Origin of the sequence: Nocardia sp. NPDC050793 (genome assembly GCF_040654065.1) — a bacterium.
In the GTDB taxonomy this organism is placed as follows: Bacteria; Actinomycetota; Actinomycetes; order Mycobacteriales; family Mycobacteriaceae; genus Nocardia.
In genome coordinates this window covers 1,185,279-1,201,639 of record NZ_JBFAHG010000001.1, presented here as the reverse complement: position 1 = coordinate 1,201,639, position 16,361 = coordinate 1,185,279, and the positions used below count along the sequence as shown (strand labels likewise).

The following is a 16,361-nucleotide window of genomic DNA, read 5'->3' as shown; positions in this document are numbered from 1 at the left end:
CCGTGATGTGACTCGCCGGGATGGTCCGCCCGGCGCGAGGTTTCAGTGCGGGATCAGGACGCGGCGGTGCGCAGCCGTCCGACGAGCCCGACCGTGACGTCCACGGCCAGGAACGCGAGCAGGCTCAGACCGACCAGCGGCACGAACCAGCCGACGACCACCGCGGCCGCCAGCACGGGCAGCGCGAGCCACGGCGAGGTGGCGCGCAACGCGCCGCGGCGCGGAGCCCGGCCGAGTGCGAAACGCGCACCGCGGGTCGGACGACGGCGCCACCACATCAGGTAGCCGAACACGATCACCACGATCAGGCCGATCATGGCGGCGAGCAGCAGTAGCTGGTTCGGCAGACCGAACAGCACGCCCATGTGGAAGGCGATGCCCCAGTTGGTGAGCTTGGCCATCAGCGGCCAGTCGGCGAAGGCGAGCCGGTCGGTGATGCTGCCGGTGGCGCCGTCCACCGCGACCGCGTCGACGGTGTAGATGCCCGGCATGCGCCGTTCCTTCACGGCGAACGCCTTGTCCGGCTTCGGCGGAATCGCGATCTCCACCGCCTGGGTCACGCCAGCGGCCCTGGCAGCCTCGTACACCCGATCCACCTGCGCGATGCGGGTTTGCGGGTCGGCAGGCTGTGGCGCCGGAGCATGCCCGCCGCCGTGGTGGTCGCCGCCCGCGGAGTGATCGGGCGCGGACGCGCCGGGCATGGCAGTGCTCACGGCGGGCGTCGTCCAGCTGAGGTGCTTGCGCAGCTCGGTGATGTTGTCGCCCGCGTAGGTGGACCAGGTCATGCCGGTGGCCGAGAGCAGCAGGATCAGCGGCAGGATCCAGACGCCGATGGCCCCGTGCCAGTTCATCGTCCGGCCGCGGCCGCCCTTGGAGCGGTCGGGGGCGAACAGCCAGGCGGCCGAGTTGCGCTGCCTGCGCGCGCGGACGCGGCGGAACCACAGCACCAGACCGGCCAGCGCGATGACCCAGAGCCACGAGGCGGCGAGCTCGCTGTAGATCCGGCCCGGCTCGCCGAGGTGCAGATCGCGGTGCAGCTTGTCGATCCAGGTGCGCAGGGGCAGCGCTCCCGAGCTGCCGTAGACGACGGATTCGCCGACCGGCTGGGCGGTGTAGGGGTTGACGAACACCGCGCGGCGCTCGGATTCGCCCAGCGAAGGGTCGGTGAAGATGACCCGCGTGGTGTCCTCCGGTCCCGGAGCGGGCGAGACCGCGGCGAGCGCCAGGTCCGGCCGGGTCGCCACCGCGGCGGTGACCTGCTCCGAGAGAGGCTTTGCCGTTTCGCCCGGTTCGACCGTCAGCAGGTCGCGGGAGACGAACGCCTCCAGGGTCGGGGAGATGGCGTAGAGCGCGCCGGTGACGGCCGCGATCAGGATGAAAGGCGCCACGAAGACGCCCGCGTAGAAGTGCAGCCGCATGGCCAGCGTCTGCAGGCCGTTGCGGGCCGAGGGTTTGCGCCGCTCGGCGGATTCGGGTGGCGGCGCCGAGGATTCGGCGTCGGGGGTGATGGTTTCTGTTGTGCTCACGGTCGTTTCGTTTCTGAGGTTTCTGGAACCCGGTGCGTGCGCCAGACAGCGGCGCGACGCATGCCGACAGCACCGAGGAGTGCTCGGCGTGCGCAATGTGTGACATCGCCCGGGTGAAAGCCCGGACCCGCGTGGCCGCCCCGCAGTGGAACGCGGGACGACGGCAGCACACGAACAGCGCGTTCGTGCACCGGGTGAGGGTGAAATCAGACGTGAACGAGCAGCGGCGGGCCGCGGGTGCGCAGCGTCTCGGCGGCGAGTATCCGCAGGATGACGCGGTCGCGGTGGGTGGTGCGCAGCGGAGCCGCGTCCGGGATGACAGGTACCCGGTGGTGGACCGGGAACACCCGGGCCAGGACGGCGGTGCCGATCCGATAGGCCGCCTCGGCGCCGCGGATGACGACCGCGGCCACACAGGCGGCGACAATGTGCGCGGCGAGCATCTGCGGGGTCAGCTGGGTGTCGCCGTGATGCAGATGCCCGGAGCTGAAGCCCATGGCGACGTGGCCGAGCAGCTGACCGCCGACCAGCGCCGTGATCAGACCCGCCGCGGTGTCGCGCAACGGCGCGAGCCCGGCGACGAGCGCGCCGACGACCGCGGAGGCGGCGGCGAGCAGCGCGAGGGTGGTGCTATCGGGGGCCATGCCGCCCGACGCCCAGCCGTGGGCCGCGATGGAGACGGTTCCCGAGATCGCCCCGGCCGACCCGCCGCGCAGCCGCGCGACGGCGCTGCGACGTCCCGCAGCCGACCGACCGAACTCGATTCTCACCCGCTGATGATAACGGACCTGTTACTGGTCTCCGACCAGGTCGGCGTGATCCTGGAAATCGGCCTCGACCAGGAGTTTCCGTCCGGAAACTCTAGGGAGGCTCAGGTCCGGTCGGCCTTGTACTGATTGATGGGACCCTTGTCCATCCGCACCTCGACGCGGCCGTCGGGTTGCAGGTACACCGCGGGCCGGAATTCGGAGAACCGCTTGCTGTAGAGCTCCAGCCGTTCGACGAGCACGCCCTCGGGGCGGTTGTAGACGACGCCGGGCACGCAGGTGAAGATCCAGCTGGACTTCTTGGCCTGATCGGCCGGGATCACCACATGGTCGGCGCCGTTCTCGATGGCGAGCGAGACCCGGTATTTGAAGAACGATCCGGTGCCGTTGTTGATCGCCGAGTACGCCACCGGCACGATCGCGACGATCTCGGGCGCGAAGCGGACCTCGATGATCTCCTCGGCCTGCCCGCCGCCGCGCCGGACATGCCCACGGCCGCGGTCGCCCAGATGACGGACCAGATCGCGGTATTGCGGGTTGGCCGGGGTGTCTTTGGCGTCGAAGGTGGCCACGTGCACCACCTCGCCGGTTTTGAGTACGACCAGCGCGTAGGCCTCGTAGTCGGAGCCGCTGGCCCAGGCCACCCGTAGTCGGATCACGGGAGCCTTCTCCAGCAGGACCGGCGGGGCGTTCTTCGTCAGCGTGACCGCGCCCTTGGTGAAATTCACGCCGGGTGAGGGCACCATTTGTTGGGGCGGAGCTGTCGGCTGAAGCGCCGCGATCGGCTGGGGCGGCGCTGTCTGCGGGGGCGGCGCTGTCTGCGGGGGCGGAGCTGTTGGCTGGGGCGGCGCGATCGGCTGAGGCGGCATCACCGGTTGAGGCGGCGGCATCGTCCCCCGTGGGGGAGCGGGTGGCACCTGCGCGGGCCGTGGTGGAAATGATTGCGCGGCAGGCGGATAAGGGCCGAACGCCGGACCGGGAGGCGCGACTGCCGGAGGGCCGGGCGGCGGGAACATCGCACCGGTCGACGGTCCGGCGGGCGGCGCCGAAGGCGTCGAAAAGCCCTGCGCTGCAGGCGGCGAAAACGCCTGCGCCGAAGGCGGGGAGAAGCCCTGCGCTGCGGGCGGCGAGAAGCCCTGCGCAGAAGGTGACGAAAACGCCTGCGCGGCAGGAGGAGCTGCCTGCGCTGCGGGCTCGCCGTCGACGGCAATGCCGAAATCGGTTGCCAGCCCGGCCAATCCGCTGGCATAGCCCTGCGCAACGTTACGCAGCTTCCAGCCGCTCGCGCGGCGATACACCTCGCCGAGGATGACCGTCGTCTCCGAGCTCAGGCCGGTGATGGGCAGATCGTGGGCGAGCCCGCCGTCCTCGGTGATGCGGACCGCGAGCGGGATGCCGCCGAACACGCCGTTGTCCACCGACGCCGCGACCACCAGCCGGTCGGTCACCGCGCCGACGCTCGGCAGGTCGATGCAGATCGCGCCGTCGGTCAGGCGCACCGCACCGTCCGGCGAGACGGGCTGGTTGTAGAAGACGAATTCGCTGTCGTCGCCGACCTTGCCATGGTCGCGCACACACAACACCCAGAGATCGATGCCAGCGGGCGCCACGGTGACGTGCAATCGCCCTCCACCCAGCGCGACGTTCCCACCCTTGCTGATCACGCTGGACATCGCGCGCCCCTGTCCTCGAATTGCCCTCCCGCGCAAGCCTAATACGAGCGAACCGTGGGGGTCGACGGCTCGCGCGGCGCCCGTGCTCGGCGAACACGGGCGCCGCGCGAGAAATCAGCGCGAATGCGCGCAGCTCAGCCGTCGATCTCCATCTCGATCAACGGCTTGCGCAGCAGCTTGCCGGTGGCGTTGCGCGGCAGTTCGTCGAGGAAGATCACCTCGCGCGGCACCTTGTAGCGGGCCAGGTTCGCCTTGACGAAGTCCTTGATCTCCTGCGGATCGCGCTGGGAGTCCGGGCCGGGAACGACGAACGCGCGCAGCCGCTTTCCGTAGTCGCGGTCGTCGACGCCGACCACCGCGGCCTCGAAGACGTCCTCGCGCCCGGCGATCAGATTCTCCACCTCGAGCGGGAAGACGTTCTCGCCACCGGAGACGATCATGTCGTCGTCGCGGCCGTCGATGTAGAGCAGGCCATCGGCGTCGAAGTGCCCGACGTCGCCGCTGGACATCATGCCGTCGACGATCTCCTTGGTGCGTCCATCGGTGTAGCCGGTGAACGCGAAACCGTTGTCCACGAAGATGGTTCCGGTGACGTTCGGCTCGGTGATCGGCTTGCGCTTCTCGTCGAGCAGCACGATGCGGATGCCGACGGGCGCGCGGCCCGCGGTGGTCGGCGACTTACGCATATCCGCAGGGGTGGCCACGGTCATCACCGCGCACTCGGTGGAGCCGTACAGGTTGTAAAGGCTGTCGTTGAAGTGGTCGAGGGTGCGGGTGACCACGTCGGGCGCGATGGCCGAGCCCGCCGCGAAGATCACCTTGATGCTGCGTACGTCGTACTTGGCGAGCACGTCGTCGCCCAGGTCGAGGATGCGCTGCAGCATCGTGGGCACGACCACCAGCGAATCGGCCCGGTACTTCTCGATATTGGCCAGCGTCTGCTCGGGGTCGAAGCGGCGCTGCTGGAAGATGACCCGATTGCCCAGCGCCAGACCCAGGGTGAACTGGGAGAGGCCGGTGCCGTGGAAGATCGGCGCGGCCATGATCATCGTGCCGTTGGCGGGCAGCGGCACCCGGTCGACGAACTGTGCCGAGGCGAACGGGCTGACCCGGTCGCGCGGCGCGCCCTTCGGGGTGCCGGTGGTGCCGCTGGTCAGGATGACCATGCCGCCGGGCTTGGCCGGTGCGGGCAGCGGCGCGGTGGAGCGGCCCGCGGACAGCGATTCGACGGTCGGAATCGACGGGTCGGCACCGTCCTTTTCGTCCACCCAGGTGAGGATGCGCGGGATCTCGGCGGGGATGGCGCTCATCAGGTCGAGGAACTCGCTGTCGTGCAGCACGGCCTTGACCTTCTCGCGGGCGGCGACGTCGGCGAACTGCGGCTTGGCGAAGCCGGTGTTCATCAGCACCGCGCGCACGCCGAGCTTGCCCGCGGCCAGCAGGCTCAGCACCATGCCGCGGTGATCGCGCGCCAGCACCGCGACCACGTCGCCTGCCCGGATGCCCTGCGCTTCGAGCCCGCGCGCGAAGGCATTGGACTGCTCGTTCAGCAGGCCGAAGGTCAGCTCGCCGCGCTCGTCCACGATGGCGGCCGCCTGCGGCCTGGTCTGTGCGGCGTGCATGACCACGCCGGCGAACGGACCGAACTTCAGCACGTTGAACGCCGAGCGTGCGGCGTGGTCCGGGCGCAGCGGGTTGAACAGGCCCCGCTTGACCATGACGTTCACGCCGAGCGCGAGGTCACCGGCCTTGCGTACGGAACCGCCGAGCGCGGGAAAGGACAAAGACATAGAGGACAACCTTTCGCGGTCCATCCACCGGGACTCGGGGTGGTGTGGACCGCAACATCGAGATCCAGTGCTGGCGCTAACAATAGCAAGCAACTGTTTCCGAGTGTGTCATCCATCTCACCGCGCGGAGGTCTCGTCTTTCGGGTACCTCTCGGGTCGCGAATCGGATTGCGCCGCAACGGCTCCGATTCGCGACCCGGATCGGTCACGCCTAGACCTGGTACTCCACGAGCACCCTGCGCAGCAGCTTCCCGGTGGGGTTGCGCGGCAGGTCGTCGAGGAAGACCACCTCGCGCGGCACCTTGTACCTGGCCAGGTTGTCCTTGACGTAGGCCTTGAGCTCCTCGCCGTCGGGCGTGTGGCCGGGCTCGGGAACGATGAAGGCGCGCAGCCGCTTGCCGAACTCCACGTCGTCCACGCCGATCACCGCCGCGTCGAACACGTCGGGCCGCTCCAGCAGCAGGTTCTCCACCTCCTGCGGGAAGACGTTCTCGCCGCCCGAAACGATCATGTCGTCGTCGCGGCCGTCCACCATCAGCAGGCCGTTGTCGTCGAAGTGGCCCACGTCGCCGCTGGACATGTAGCCGTCGATGATCTGCTTGTTCCTGCCGTCGGTGTAGCCCTCGAACGGCGCGCCGCTGCGGACGAAGATGCGCGCGGTGACGTTGCGGTCGGCGACCGGCTGGTCGTTGTCGTCGTAGAGCCGCACGTCGCAGGTGATCGGCGGGCGGCCGACCGTGCCCGGCGCCTGCGCCAGTTCTTCCGGCTTGGCGATGGTGGCGATCGCGACCTCGGTCGAGCCGTACAGGTTGTGCAGCACCGGGCCGAACACCTCGGCGGCGCGGACGCACAGCTCGGGCGAGAGCGCGGAACCGGCCAGCACGATGGCCTTCAGCGAGGAGGTGTCGTACTTGGCGCGCACCTCCTCGGGCAGCTCGACCATGCGGTGCAGCATGGTCGGGACCGCGACCAACATGTCGGCTTTGTGATCGGACACCATCTTCAGCGTCGCCTCGGCGTCGAAGCGGCGGCGCATCACGATCTTGTTGGACAGCACCGTGCCGACCAGCCAGGTGCCGAGACCGGTGCTGTGGAAGATCGGCGAGACGATCACCATCGTGCCGAACTTCTGGAACGGGATGCGGTCGACGAACTGCGCGGTGGCCATCGGCGTCACCTTGGTGCGCGGCGCGCCCTTGGGCAGGCCGGTGGTGCCGCTGGTCAGGATGATGAAGCCGCCGGGCTTGGTCGGCGCGGGCAGCGGCTCGCCGGAGTTCATCGCGATCAGGTCGTCGAAGGTCTGCGCGCCCTCCGGCAGTTGGGCGCCCTCGTCCACCCAGGTCAGGTAGCGCGGCAGGTCCGCGGGTAGCGCGTCGAGCAGGCCGAGGAACTCGCTGTCGTGCAGCACCGCCTTGACCTTCTCGCGGACGCACACCTCGGCGAACTGCGGCTTGGCGAAGCCGGTGTTCATCAGCGCGATCCGGGCGCCTAGCTTGCCCGCGGCGATCATCGACATGATCAGGCCGCGGTGGTCGCGCGCCAGCACGCCGATCACGGTGCCCTGGGTGATCCCGGCGTCGTGCAGACCGCGAGCGACGGCGGTGGACTGCTCGTCCAGCTGGCGATAGGTCAGCTCGCCGCGTTCGTCCGCGAGGGCGACCCGGTCGGGCGCGATGCGGGCGGAATGCCGGACCAGAGCCGCCTGCGGGCCGTAGACCTTGGTCTCGCGCATAGTGCGCAGGGTTTCCAGCGGCGCCTTGGGATCACTGACTCCGCGAGACCGCAGCACCCCCAAAGCTTTCACGGTTTCCAGCGCACGCGCCACGCTCACTACGAACACCTCCACTGACCTTCGCGTCGGCACTCGCCCACGCGAACTCGGCTATGTGGATGCCTACCGTAGCAGCGAACGTGGCCTGGGTCACAAATAAAGACGACAAAGCGGACAATGGTGGCTAGGTGACGGGCTCAGCCGGCGCGGATCTCTCCGGACGGCGCCGTGTCCTGCACCGGCGACCTCGCCACCCGCCCGAGCCGCCGTACGACGCCTGCCGTCCGGAGGGGAGAACGAGAATGCCGAGAAATCTGTCCCAATTGGAACTGCTGATCGAGCTGGAGCCGGTCGCCGAGCGCGAGCTGAACCGGCACCTGGCGACGGCCAAGAACTGGCAACCGCATGAGTACGTGCCGTGGAGCGAGGGTCGCAACTTCGCGGCGATGGGCGGGGCCGACTGGGAACCGAGCCAGTCGCGGCTTTCCGAGGTGGCCAAGGCAGCCATGGTGGTCAACCTGCTCACCGAGGACAACCTGCCCTCCTACCACCGCGAGATCGCCGAGAACTTCTCCACGGACGGTGCGTGGGGCAGCTGGGTCGGCCGGTGGACCGCCGAGGAGAACCGGCACGGCATCACGATGCGCGACTACCTGGTGGTCACCAGGGGTGTCGATCCGGTCGCGCTGGAACACGCGCGCATGGTGCACATGACCAAAGGCGCCGATACCCCCGCCGCCTGGGACGACACGAACGTGCTCTACGGCCTGGCGTACGTGACGTTCCAGGAGCTGGCCACCCGGGTCAGCCATCGCAACACCGGCAAGGTGTGCAACGACCCGATCGCGGACAAGATGCTGCAACGCATCGCCGCCGACGAGAACCTGCACATGGTCTTCTATCGCAATATGTGCGGTGCCGCATTGGATCTCGCGCCGGACCAGACGTTGGAGGCGATCGCGATGATCGTGCGGAAGTTCCAGATGCCCGGCGTCGGCATGCCCGACTTCCGGCGCAAGGCCGCGCTCATCGCGAAACACGGCATCTACGATCCGCCCCAGCATAGGGAGGACGTGCTATTGCCGGTGTTGCGTCAGTGGAATGTGTTCGGCCGCAATGATTTCAGTGCTAGCGGTGAACGGTGCCGGGAGGAGTTGAACGCGTTTCTGGAGAAGCTGGAGCGTGACGCGGCGCGGTTCGAGGAGCGGCGCGATCGCATTCTGATGGCGGAGGCGGCCCGTCGATTGTCGACCGACGCGGATGATTCCGGACGGGTCTGAGAAGGCTTGGCGTCGGCGGATTCTCGTGCGTCGCGGCGGCCTCGTGCCTGCCGCCGCGACACACGACGGGATCAGTTGTAGACGGCGCCCATCGAGGGTATGGAGATGGTGCCGCGCTGGTATTGGAAGCCGTCCGGGTTGGCGTCGCTGACAGGGACCGACCAGCGGTGCCACAGTGTTCCGTACACGGCCGAGACGATCATGCCGGGGCCGAGGTTGAGCGTGCGGGAGCGGATGGTGGTATCCACCGGGACATCGTTGTGCTCGTAGAGCACCTCGGTGCCGCTGCGGCCGCTGGACAGGTTGACCCACAGCGCTTCCAGCTTGGCGCCGCCCTGGTTCGGCGCAATGGTGCCGGGGCCGCCGAAGAAGCCGAGGCGGAAGCCGTCGACGCCGAGCGCGATGCCCGACCCGTACACGCCGGGCCCTTCGCCGCGCCCGATGTCGGACTGGGCCGGAATCTGGAACGGCTGGGCGGGCAGCGCGATCCGGCTTGGCGCGGGCATCCTGCCCGGCATGGCGAGCAGGCGATCGATGGCTTCCTCCGCCATCGGGTTGCCCTCCGCGGCCTCGCGCAGCTTCTGCATCGCGATGCCCCAATCCACGGTCGGAAGCTCGGGCTCCGCCGCTGCACTTCCGCTGAACACCGTCGCGAGAACAGCCGAAACGGCCGCCGCCGCGGTGAGATGACGCTTGAAACTCAGTCGACGCATAACCAATCTCCTTGCCAGAGTCCTTGGTACAGCCCTTACTGAAATTCGCCCGCAGATAACGGTAACCCTTCGAGACCATAGCCGATCCCGAACCACACCCCAACCCCGAAACCGGAAACCGGTGCGGGGTCACCCAACCCCGCACCGGTTTCGGCGTGTTCGTCGCTAGCGCGTCACTTGAGCTCGGCGCTGGTCTTGCCGAGCACCCGGCGCGCGACGATGAGTTGCTGGATCTGCTGTGTTCCTTCGAAGATGTCGAGGATCTTCGAGTCGCGGCCCCACTTCTCCAGCAGGGTGCGCTGGGAGTAGCCGATGGTGCCTGCCAGTTCGACGGCCTTGAGGGTGACGTCGGTGCCGGTGCGGCCCGCCTTCGCCTTCGACATGGAGGCTTCCAGCGAGTTGGGCTTCTTGTTGTCGGCCATCCACGCCGCGCGGAGCGCGAGCAGGTAGGCGGACTCGTAGTCGGCTTCCATGCGCAGGAATTCGGCCGCCGCGGCGTGCTGGTTGATCGCCGGGGTGTCGTAGGAGATCTCGATACCCGCGCCGGTCAGGATGGCGCGCAGTTCCTCGAGCGCGGCGCGCGCCACGCCGACCGCCATGGCGGCAACCAGCGGACGGGTGTTGTCGAAGGTCTGCATGACCCCCGCGAAACCCTTCTCCACGTTGACTTCCGGGCTGCCGAGGATGTTGTCGGCGGGAATCCGGCAGTCCTGCAACAGGAGCACGGCGGTGTCGGAGGCCTTGATGCCGAGCTTGTGCTCCAGCCGCGCCACCGAGAGACCGGGAGCGTCCCGCGGCACGACGAACGACTTGATCGCCGCGCGGCCGAGGCTCTTGTCGACGCTCGCCCACACCACGATGTGGGTGGCGCGCTGGCCCGCGGTGACGAAGATCTTCTCGCCGTTGAGCACCCACTCGTCACCGTCGCGCACGGCGGTGGTGGTGACGGCGGCGGAGTCGGAACCGAAGGACGGCTCGGTGATCGCCATCGCGGCCCACACCTTGCCGAACCGCTTCAGCTGCTCATCGGTGGCGACGGCCGCGATGGCCGCGTTGCCCAGGCCCTGGTAGGGGATGGACAGCATCAGGCCGACGTCGCCCCACGAGGTCTCCAGCGCGTTCAGCAGCGCGGACATGTTGCCGCCGTTGGTGTTTCCGAGCAACTCGGTGGCGTGCGGGTCGGACTCGCTCGAGCGGCCGCCCGCGGCGCCGCCGATCTTCTGGGTGCCGGAGTCGGCGAGGCCCTCGACCATGGCGGCCATGGTGTCCAGCTCGACCGGGTATTCGTGCTCGCCGAGGTCGTACTTGCGCGAGATCGGCCGGAAGATCTCCGAGGCGACCTGGTGGGCCTGGTTGGCGCTGGCCCGCAGCTTCTTGGGGAGTTCGAGATTGATCATTGTGGAAGGTCTCCTGAAGGAAGGAACGGGCCGATCAGATGAGCACGACACCCTCGGCGACGCCGATGGCCCGCAGATCGCGGTACCAGCGCTCGACCGGGTGTTCCTTGGTGAAGCCATGGCCGCCGAGCAGCTGCACGCCGTCCAGACCGATCTGCATGCCTTTGTCGGTGGCGAGCTTGCGGGCCAGCGCCGCTTCGCGGCCGAAGGAAAGGCCCTGCTCGGCGCGTGACGCACCCCGCAGGGTCACGAGCCGCAGACCGTCGAGTTCGATCGCGATGTTGGCGACCATGAACGCGACCGCCTGGCGGTGCGAGATCGGCTCGCCGAACGCCTCGCGCTCGTTGACGTAGGGAATCACGTAGTCCAGCACGGCCTGGCCGGTGCCGGCGGCGAGCGAAGCCCAGCCCAGGCGCGCCAGGCGTACCGCGTCGGCGTATTCCTCTGCGCGGGTCTTGGCGTCGCCGTCGCCGAGCACGGCGTCGGCGGCCACCGCCACGTCGTTGAGAAGCAGACGGCCGATGCCAGCGGCGCGCAGACCCATGCTCGGATCGGCCTCCACGACCAGGCCCGGCGAGTTGGACTCGACGATGAACAGGGCGGGACGGCCGTCGAGCTCGGCGGCGATCAGGAACAGCTCGGCGTCCGCTGCGGCGGGCACCAGGCTCTTGACGCCGTTGAGGCGGTAGCCGCTCGGCGAGCGGGTGGCCTTGGTCTGCAAGGTGAACGGGTCGAACAGCGCGCGCGGCTCGTTGATCACGACCGAGGCCTGCGGCACGTTCTCGCCGGTGAAGGCGGGCAGGTAGGTCTTCTGCTGCGAGTCGGTGCCCCACTGGGAGAGCGCGACCGCGACGCCACTCGGCGCCAGGATCGGCAGCGCCAGACCCATGTCGCCGTGGGCGAGCGCCTCGGCGACCATCGAGTTGGTGACCGCGCCGCGTTCGGAGGCCGCACCCTCGAGCTCCTCGGGCACGTTGATCAGGGTGATGCCGAGTTCGGCAGCGCGCTCGAGCAGGTCGCGCGGCGCCTTGGCAGAGTTGTCGGCCTCGTAAGCCGCGGGACGCAGGATCTCGGCGGCGAATTCGCGCACGGTCTCGACGATCATCTGCTGCTCGTCGGACGGGGTGATGTCGAAGAGGCCCTTCTTTTTCGACTCGTTGTCCGCGAGCCGCTTCGGCGCGCCGCCGCCGGCGACCTTGTTGAACGCGCGGGTGGCCGCACCGAGGGTGCGGAAGCCGGTCTTGGTGCCTTCGTAGGTGACTCGCTCGATCGGCTTGCGCAGGTTGTACTTCTCGGCGAGCTCCGACCCGGTGAGGGTTGTCATGACCCGCATCGCGGCGCCCATCCAGTCCCGCTTGGGCTGGTTGAGGCCGACGGCGGACGTGTCTTGACGTCGCGTCGTTGCGCTGTCTCGAGTGCTCATCATCACCATGTCTTCTCGGGTGGGTGGGTGAGGTCTTACCCCAGCTATCTTACTCCTGAGTAAGGCTACCTTACTCCAGAGTAAGAAGACCGTCGAGTGGCCATTCCCTCGATGCTGCCGGAGGTTGGCGGTGGCCGACGATCCGGTGCGCGATTCGCGTCTCCGTCCCAGGTGTGCGGTCGATTTTCGGTGAAGTCTCACGATTGCCAAGTAGTGAAACGAATCTACTTCACAATGCGCGCGATTCGGCTACGGTGTCGGCACGTTTGGTCTGCCCCCGAGATGGAGGTCTTGTTCATGAAGCGGCTTGTGGTATTGGCCGGGTTCGCGGTGACGGTGGGGTTGGGCGCACCGGCGGCGGTCGCCGCGCCCGGATTGCCGTTGGTGCCCATCGATGTGGATCCGGGCGGGCCCCCGCGGGTCGATTTCGGTTCCGGCGCACCGGTACTGGACTTCGGCTCCGGTGAGGCGGGGACGGGCATCGACCTCGGCTCCGGCGAGGTCGGCTTCCCGTCCGGGTCGGCGGGCTCCGGCTCCGGCGGGTCCGGATCCGCGTCGGGGTCGGGCACCGGATCCGCGCGGCCCGGTAGCGCGGGCTGACGTCGACGGCCCCGCGAGGCGGTCGGATCGGACGATGCGGTCGTCTCGCGGGGCTGGACGCTTGGGGCGCTGTGCATCTGGGCCGCCGCTGGTCGGGTGCGGAAGGAACTGGTGAGCGGCACCGTTGCGCCCTGGCCGGGCGCGCGGCGTGGGAGGCCGAGCCGTGCCGCCGGATGGGGGCGCGGGTGCTCGGTGGCCGGTGCTTCGTGTGAGGTGTAGCCGGATGCGCGGGGGTGTGTCATCGTGGCCGGATGTACTGGGTGGCGGGGATTTTCGCCGCCGTGCTGGTCGCGTTCTCGAATCGGTACGGCTACCACCGCGATGAGCTGTACTTTCTCGCCGCGGGCAGGCACCCCGCGTGGGGCTATGCGGATCAGCCGCCTCTGACGCCGCTGGTGGCCAGGGCGATGGCGGCGATCGATCCCGAATCGTTGCCGCTGCTGCGGGCTCCCGCCGTTCTCGCGGCGACCGTTGTAGTTGTGTGCGCCGGGCTGATGGCCCGGGAATTCGGCGGAGGCCGCGCGGCGCGGGCCCTGGCCGCGGCGGCGGTCGCGAGCGCCGCGCTGGTCCAGGGTGCGGGGCACCTGCTGAGCACAGCGGTGTTCGATCTGGCGGCGTGGTCGGTGCTGGGGTTGTTGGTGTTGCGGTTGCTGCGCGACCCCGCTGGGCCGGGGCCTGGCGCGGAATCCGGGGGCGGGGTGGCGGTCGCGCGGTCTTCGGGCCCTGCCGCTGCGGCGGACCCTGCCGTCGTGGAGTCCGCCGATGGTGCTGCGAGTTCTGTGGATCCGGCCGCTGCTGGGAACCATGCAGTAGTAGAGGCCGCTGATGGGGTGGCGGGCGCGAGGTCAGTGGATCCAGCTGCTGCCGCGGGCGCTGCCGTCGTGGAGTTCGTCGATCCGGTCGTGACCGCGGAATCGGCCATCGACGGTGACCGCGCCGACCCCCGCTGGTGGCTTGCGATCGGGCTGGTTGCCGGGCTCGGCCTGCTGAACAAGTCGCTGCTGATCTTTCCCGCCGCGGCGCTGATGGTCGCGCTGCTCGTGGTCGGTCCGCGAAAGGTCTTGGCGACCAGATACTTTCCGGTGGCGGTCGGGGTGACCGCCCTGTTCTGGCTGCCGTATCTGTGGTGGCAGGCGGGCAACGGATGGCCGCAGTGGGACGTCGGGCGGGCGATCGCGGGCGGCTCGTCCGGCACGTCCGATTCACCGATCACGTTCGTGCTGTTGCAATTGGGGCTGATGGGTCCGCTGCTGACGCCGCTGTGGATCTACGGGCTGTTGTGGCTCTGGCGGGAACCGCGCTATCGCGCCTTTCCCGTCGCCTACGGTCTGCTGTTCGTCGTCTTTCTGCTGACCGGCGGGAAGGCCTATTACCTGGGCGGGATGTATCCGATCCTGCTCGCCGCGGGCGCGGTGCCGCTGGCCGCCCTGCTCGGTCAGCGGCGTGGGCGCTGGGCCGGGGCCTGTGCGGTCGTGACGGTGAACGCGATCGGCTCGGCCGTGTTGTTCCTTCCGGTTCTCCCGGTCTCGGCGCTGCCGGGGTCGCCGGTGCTCGCGGTGAACTACGACGCGGGGGAGACCATCGGATGGCCGGAATTCGTCCGCCGAATAGGCGCTGTCCGTGCGGGTTTGGGTCGCGACGTCGCCGTGCTCACCGCCAACTACGGCGAGGCGGGCGCAATCGAACGCTTCGGCGCGCCCTATGACCTGCGGACACCGCACTCCGGTCACAACGCCTACTGGTGGTGGGGGCCACCGCCCGACACCGCCGCCGAGGTGCTCACCGTCGGCATCGAGCGCGAGCACCTTGTCGAAATGTGCGCCACCGTCGAACCGGCGGGCCGCATCGACAACGGCTTCGGCATCGACAACGACGAACAGGGCGAGCCGCTGTTCGTCTGCCGGGAGCCGCGCGCGCCCTGGCACGAACTCTGGCCGCGCACAAAGCATCTCGGCTGAACCTATGATCCTGGCGCGGTTGTCCGGCTTCGCGAAGCCCGCGGCCAGCAGTAGCCCGCGGACCCGGCCGGGATGCCGCACCGCCGCACGCACCGCCACGGCGGTGCCGAGCGAGAACCCGATGACGGTGAAGGCCTCGACGTGCGCGTCCACCGCGGCCGCGACCAGGGCATCGGCCAGCGCGTCGAGGTCGAGCCGGGTGTCGTCGCCCGGGTAATCGGAGGCCACCACGGTGTGCGACGCGGCCAGCGCCGGAACGATGCCGCCGAAATTGCTCGCGATCGAGCCGCTTGCCCCCAGCGCTATGCCGAGCTCGGCAGCAAGATCGCCGAACTCGGCAGGCGGCGCGCCCTGCTCGCGGTGCAGCGCGACGCGATCCGGGACTGGCTCGACCGAGACTGATTCGAGCGCACGAATCTTCGGCCAGGTCATCCACTGCGCGGCGGTGTTAGCGTATGCCGCATGCCATCAGGGATGGGGAGTAAGCGTTTCGGCTCCGCGGTCTTGACGATCGCTACTGGACTGATGATCGGATCACCCACGGCGCGGGCGGATTTCGTGCCCGCCTCGTGCGCTCAGGGATGGGTCGCCGAGACCGTGGTCGAGGGCGTGGGCAATCTGGAGAATCTCGACAGCGACGGCGCAGGCGGGTTCTACGTCACCGGCATCCTCGACGGATTCCTCGCCCACGTCGACGCCTCCGGCCGCTTCGAACCGCTGCTCACCGGGCTCGATCACCCCGCGGGCGTGCGTGTGGTCGGCCGCTCCGTGTACTTCCTGACCGGCGACGGCCTGGACGCCGCACCGGGTACGTTGCAGCGCTACGACCTCGACACCGGCGCGGTCGAAGTCCTGCTGACCGACCTCAACGGACCGAACGGCCTGCTGGTGCTTCCCGACGGGGACTTGCTGTTCACCACCATCGGCATCAAGTCCGCGCCGACCGGCATCTCGCGCTACCGCCCGTCCACCCGCGAGTACACCAAAACCTGGTCGCCGCTGCCGCTGACCAACGGACTCGCCCTCGCGCCGGACGGCCGGTCCGTGTTCACCGACAGCATGGAGCTGAAGATCTTCCGCATCCCGCTGGACGCCCCTGGCACCTGGACCGTCGTCTCGGGCATTCCGCAGCTGCTCGCGCTTCCCGACGACATGGAGGCCACCCGCGACGGCCAGCTGTTCGTCGCCGACCACACGCTTGGCGCCGTCTACCGAGTCGACACCGCGACCGGCGCGGCCTGCGCCATCATCACCGGACTGATCAAGCCGAGCCCGTTGCGCAACCCGCCGGACGGTGCGACATCGGTGCGCATCGTGCGCGAGGGCGACGGCTGGGCGCTGTACGTGACGAGCATGGACGGCACCCTGCGCCGATTGCGTCCGCCGGCCGGGCTCGATCTCACTCCCGCCGACGAACGGCGGCGATAGCCGGAACATGCGCCCGCGCGGCAAGTAGGTTGGCT

13 protein-coding genes and 1 pseudogene are annotated in these 16,361 nt (G+C 69.0%); 5 read left to right on the top strand and 9 right to left on the bottom strand.

Annotation, left to right across the window (positions count from 1 at the left end):
* Positions 1–53: 53 nt before the first annotated feature.
* From AB0H50_RS05320 to AB0H50_RS05300, 5 genes are all read right to left on the bottom strand, one after another.
* Complete coding sequence (locus tag AB0H50_RS05320) at positions 54–1,526, bottom strand: PepSY-associated TM helix domain-containing protein (protein ID WP_357447018.1); 1,473 nt, start codon at positions 1,524–1,526, stop codon at positions 54–56.
* A 206-nt stretch (positions 1,527–1,732) separates the two neighbouring features.
* Positions 1,733–2,296 carry a hypothetical protein gene (locus tag AB0H50_RS05315; RefSeq protein ID WP_357447015.1) on the bottom strand — a complete coding sequence of 188 codons (564 nt, stop codon included), beginning with the start codon at positions 2,294–2,296 and terminating at the stop codon, positions 1,733–1,735.
* Between the two features lie 101 nt (positions 2,297–2,397).
* Positions 2,398–3,966, bottom strand: coding sequence for a TerD family protein (locus tag AB0H50_RS05310; RefSeq protein WP_357447012.1), 1,569 nt, complete (start codon positions 3,964–3,966; stop codon positions 2,398–2,400).
* A gap of 134 nt (positions 3,967–4,100) precedes the next feature.
* Positions 4,101–5,756 carry an acyl-CoA synthetase gene (locus AB0H50_RS05305; RefSeq protein WP_357447009.1) on the bottom strand — a complete coding sequence of 552 codons (1,656 nt, stop codon included), beginning with the start codon at positions 5,754–5,756 and terminating at the stop codon, positions 4,101–4,103.
* 211 nt (positions 5,757–5,967) lie between these two features.
* Positions 5,968–7,587, bottom strand: a complete 1,620-nt coding sequence (locus AB0H50_RS05300; protein WP_357447006.1) for an acyl-CoA synthetase — start codon at positions 7,585–7,587, stop codon at positions 5,968–5,970.
* 242 nt (positions 7,588–7,829) lie between these two features.
* On the opposite strand from AB0H50_RS05300, the gene AB0H50_RS05295 reads away from it, so the two are divergent.
* Positions 7,830–8,807 (top strand): acyl-ACP desaturase, encoded by a 978-nt coding sequence (locus AB0H50_RS05295; protein ID WP_357447003.1) that lies wholly within the window; start codon positions 7,830–7,832, stop codon positions 8,805–8,807.
* A 71-nt stretch (positions 8,808–8,878) separates the two neighbouring features.
* Here the strand turns inward: AB0H50_RS05295 and AB0H50_RS05290 are convergent, their stop codons facing one another.
* The 3 genes from AB0H50_RS05290 to AB0H50_RS05280 all read right to left on the bottom strand — a co-directional run bounded on the left by AB0H50_RS05290 (position 8,879) and on the right by AB0H50_RS05280 (position 12,349).
* Complete coding sequence (locus AB0H50_RS05290; RefSeq protein WP_357447000.1) at positions 8,879–9,520, bottom strand: hypothetical protein; 642 nt, start codon at positions 9,518–9,520, stop codon at positions 8,879–8,881.
* Positions 9,521–9,693: 173 nt separating this feature from the next.
* On the bottom strand, positions 9,694–10,917 hold the full coding sequence (locus AB0H50_RS05285) for an acyl-CoA dehydrogenase family protein (RefSeq protein ID WP_357446997.1): 1,224 nt from the start codon (positions 10,915–10,917) through the stop codon (positions 9,694–9,696).
* A gap of 34 nt (positions 10,918–10,951) precedes the next feature.
* Positions 10,952–12,349, bottom strand: a complete 1,398-nt coding sequence (locus AB0H50_RS05280) for an acyl-CoA dehydrogenase family protein (RefSeq protein ID WP_357446994.1) — start codon at positions 12,347–12,349, stop codon at positions 10,952–10,954.
* 288 nt (positions 12,350–12,637) lie between these two features.
* Between AB0H50_RS05280 and AB0H50_RS05275 the strand changes: the two genes are divergently transcribed.
* Both AB0H50_RS05275 and AB0H50_RS05270 read left to right on the top strand, forming a co-directional pair.
* Positions 12,638–12,940, top strand: a complete 303-nt coding sequence (locus AB0H50_RS05275; RefSeq protein WP_357446991.1) for a hypothetical protein — start codon at positions 12,638–12,640, stop codon at positions 12,938–12,940.
* A 251-nt stretch (positions 12,941–13,191) separates the two neighbouring features.
* Positions 13,192–14,058, top strand: a pseudogene (locus AB0H50_RS05270) (glycosyltransferase family 39 protein); the annotation flags it as partial.
* 84 nt (positions 14,059–14,142) lie between these two features.
* Here AB0H50_RS05270 and AB0H50_RS05265 read toward each other — a convergent pair.
* Complete coding sequence (locus AB0H50_RS05265; protein ID WP_357447304.1) at positions 14,143–15,126, bottom strand: alpha/beta hydrolase; 984 nt, start codon at positions 15,124–15,126, stop codon at positions 14,143–14,145.
* Here AB0H50_RS05265 and AB0H50_RS05260 point away from each other — a divergent pair.
* On the top strand, positions 15,040–15,300 hold the full coding sequence (locus tag AB0H50_RS05260) for a hypothetical protein (RefSeq protein ID WP_357446989.1): 261 nt from the start codon (positions 15,040–15,042) through the stop codon (positions 15,298–15,300). The two genes, AB0H50_RS05265 and AB0H50_RS05260, sit on opposite strands and share 87 nt — an antisense overlap.
* 123 nt (positions 15,301–15,423) lie before the next feature.
* Entirely contained in the window at positions 15,424–16,326 is a 903-nt protein-coding gene (locus AB0H50_RS05255; protein WP_357446985.1) for an SMP-30/gluconolactonase/LRE family protein, read from the top strand.
* Positions 16,327–16,361: the final 35 nt, after the last annotated feature.

Bases quoted from the DNA above. Each gene is read 5' to 3' on its own strand.
- AB0H50_RS05290 (WP_357447000.1), bottom strand. From the start codon at position 9,520: ATGCGTCGACTGAGTTTCAAGCGTCATCTCACCGCGGCGGCGGCCGTT.
- AB0H50_RS05305 (WP_357447009.1), bottom strand. From the start codon at position 5,756: ATGTCTTTGTCCTTTCCCGCGCTCGGCGGTTCCGTACGCAAGGCCGGT.
- AB0H50_RS05310 (WP_357447012.1), bottom strand. From the start codon at position 3,966: ATGTCCAGCGTGATCAGCAAGGGTGGGAACGTCGCGCTGGGTGGAGGG.
- AB0H50_RS05255 (WP_357446985.1), top strand. From the start codon at position 15,424: ATGATCGGATCACCCACGGCGCGGGCGGATTTCGTGCCCGCCTCGTGC.
- AB0H50_RS05280 (WP_357446994.1), bottom strand. From the start codon at position 12,349: ATGGTGATGATGAGCACTCGAGACAGCGCAACGACGCGACGTCAAGAC.
- AB0H50_RS05285 (WP_357446997.1), bottom strand. From the start codon at position 10,917: ATGATCAATCTCGAACTCCCCAAGAAGCTGCGGGCCAGCGCCAACCAG.
- AB0H50_RS05275 (WP_357446991.1), top strand. From the start codon at position 12,638: ATGAAGCGGCTTGTGGTATTGGCCGGGTTCGCGGTGACGGTGGGGTTG.
- AB0H50_RS05295 (WP_357447003.1), top strand. From the start codon at position 7,830: ATGCCGAGAAATCTGTCCCAATTGGAACTGCTGATCGAGCTGGAGCCG.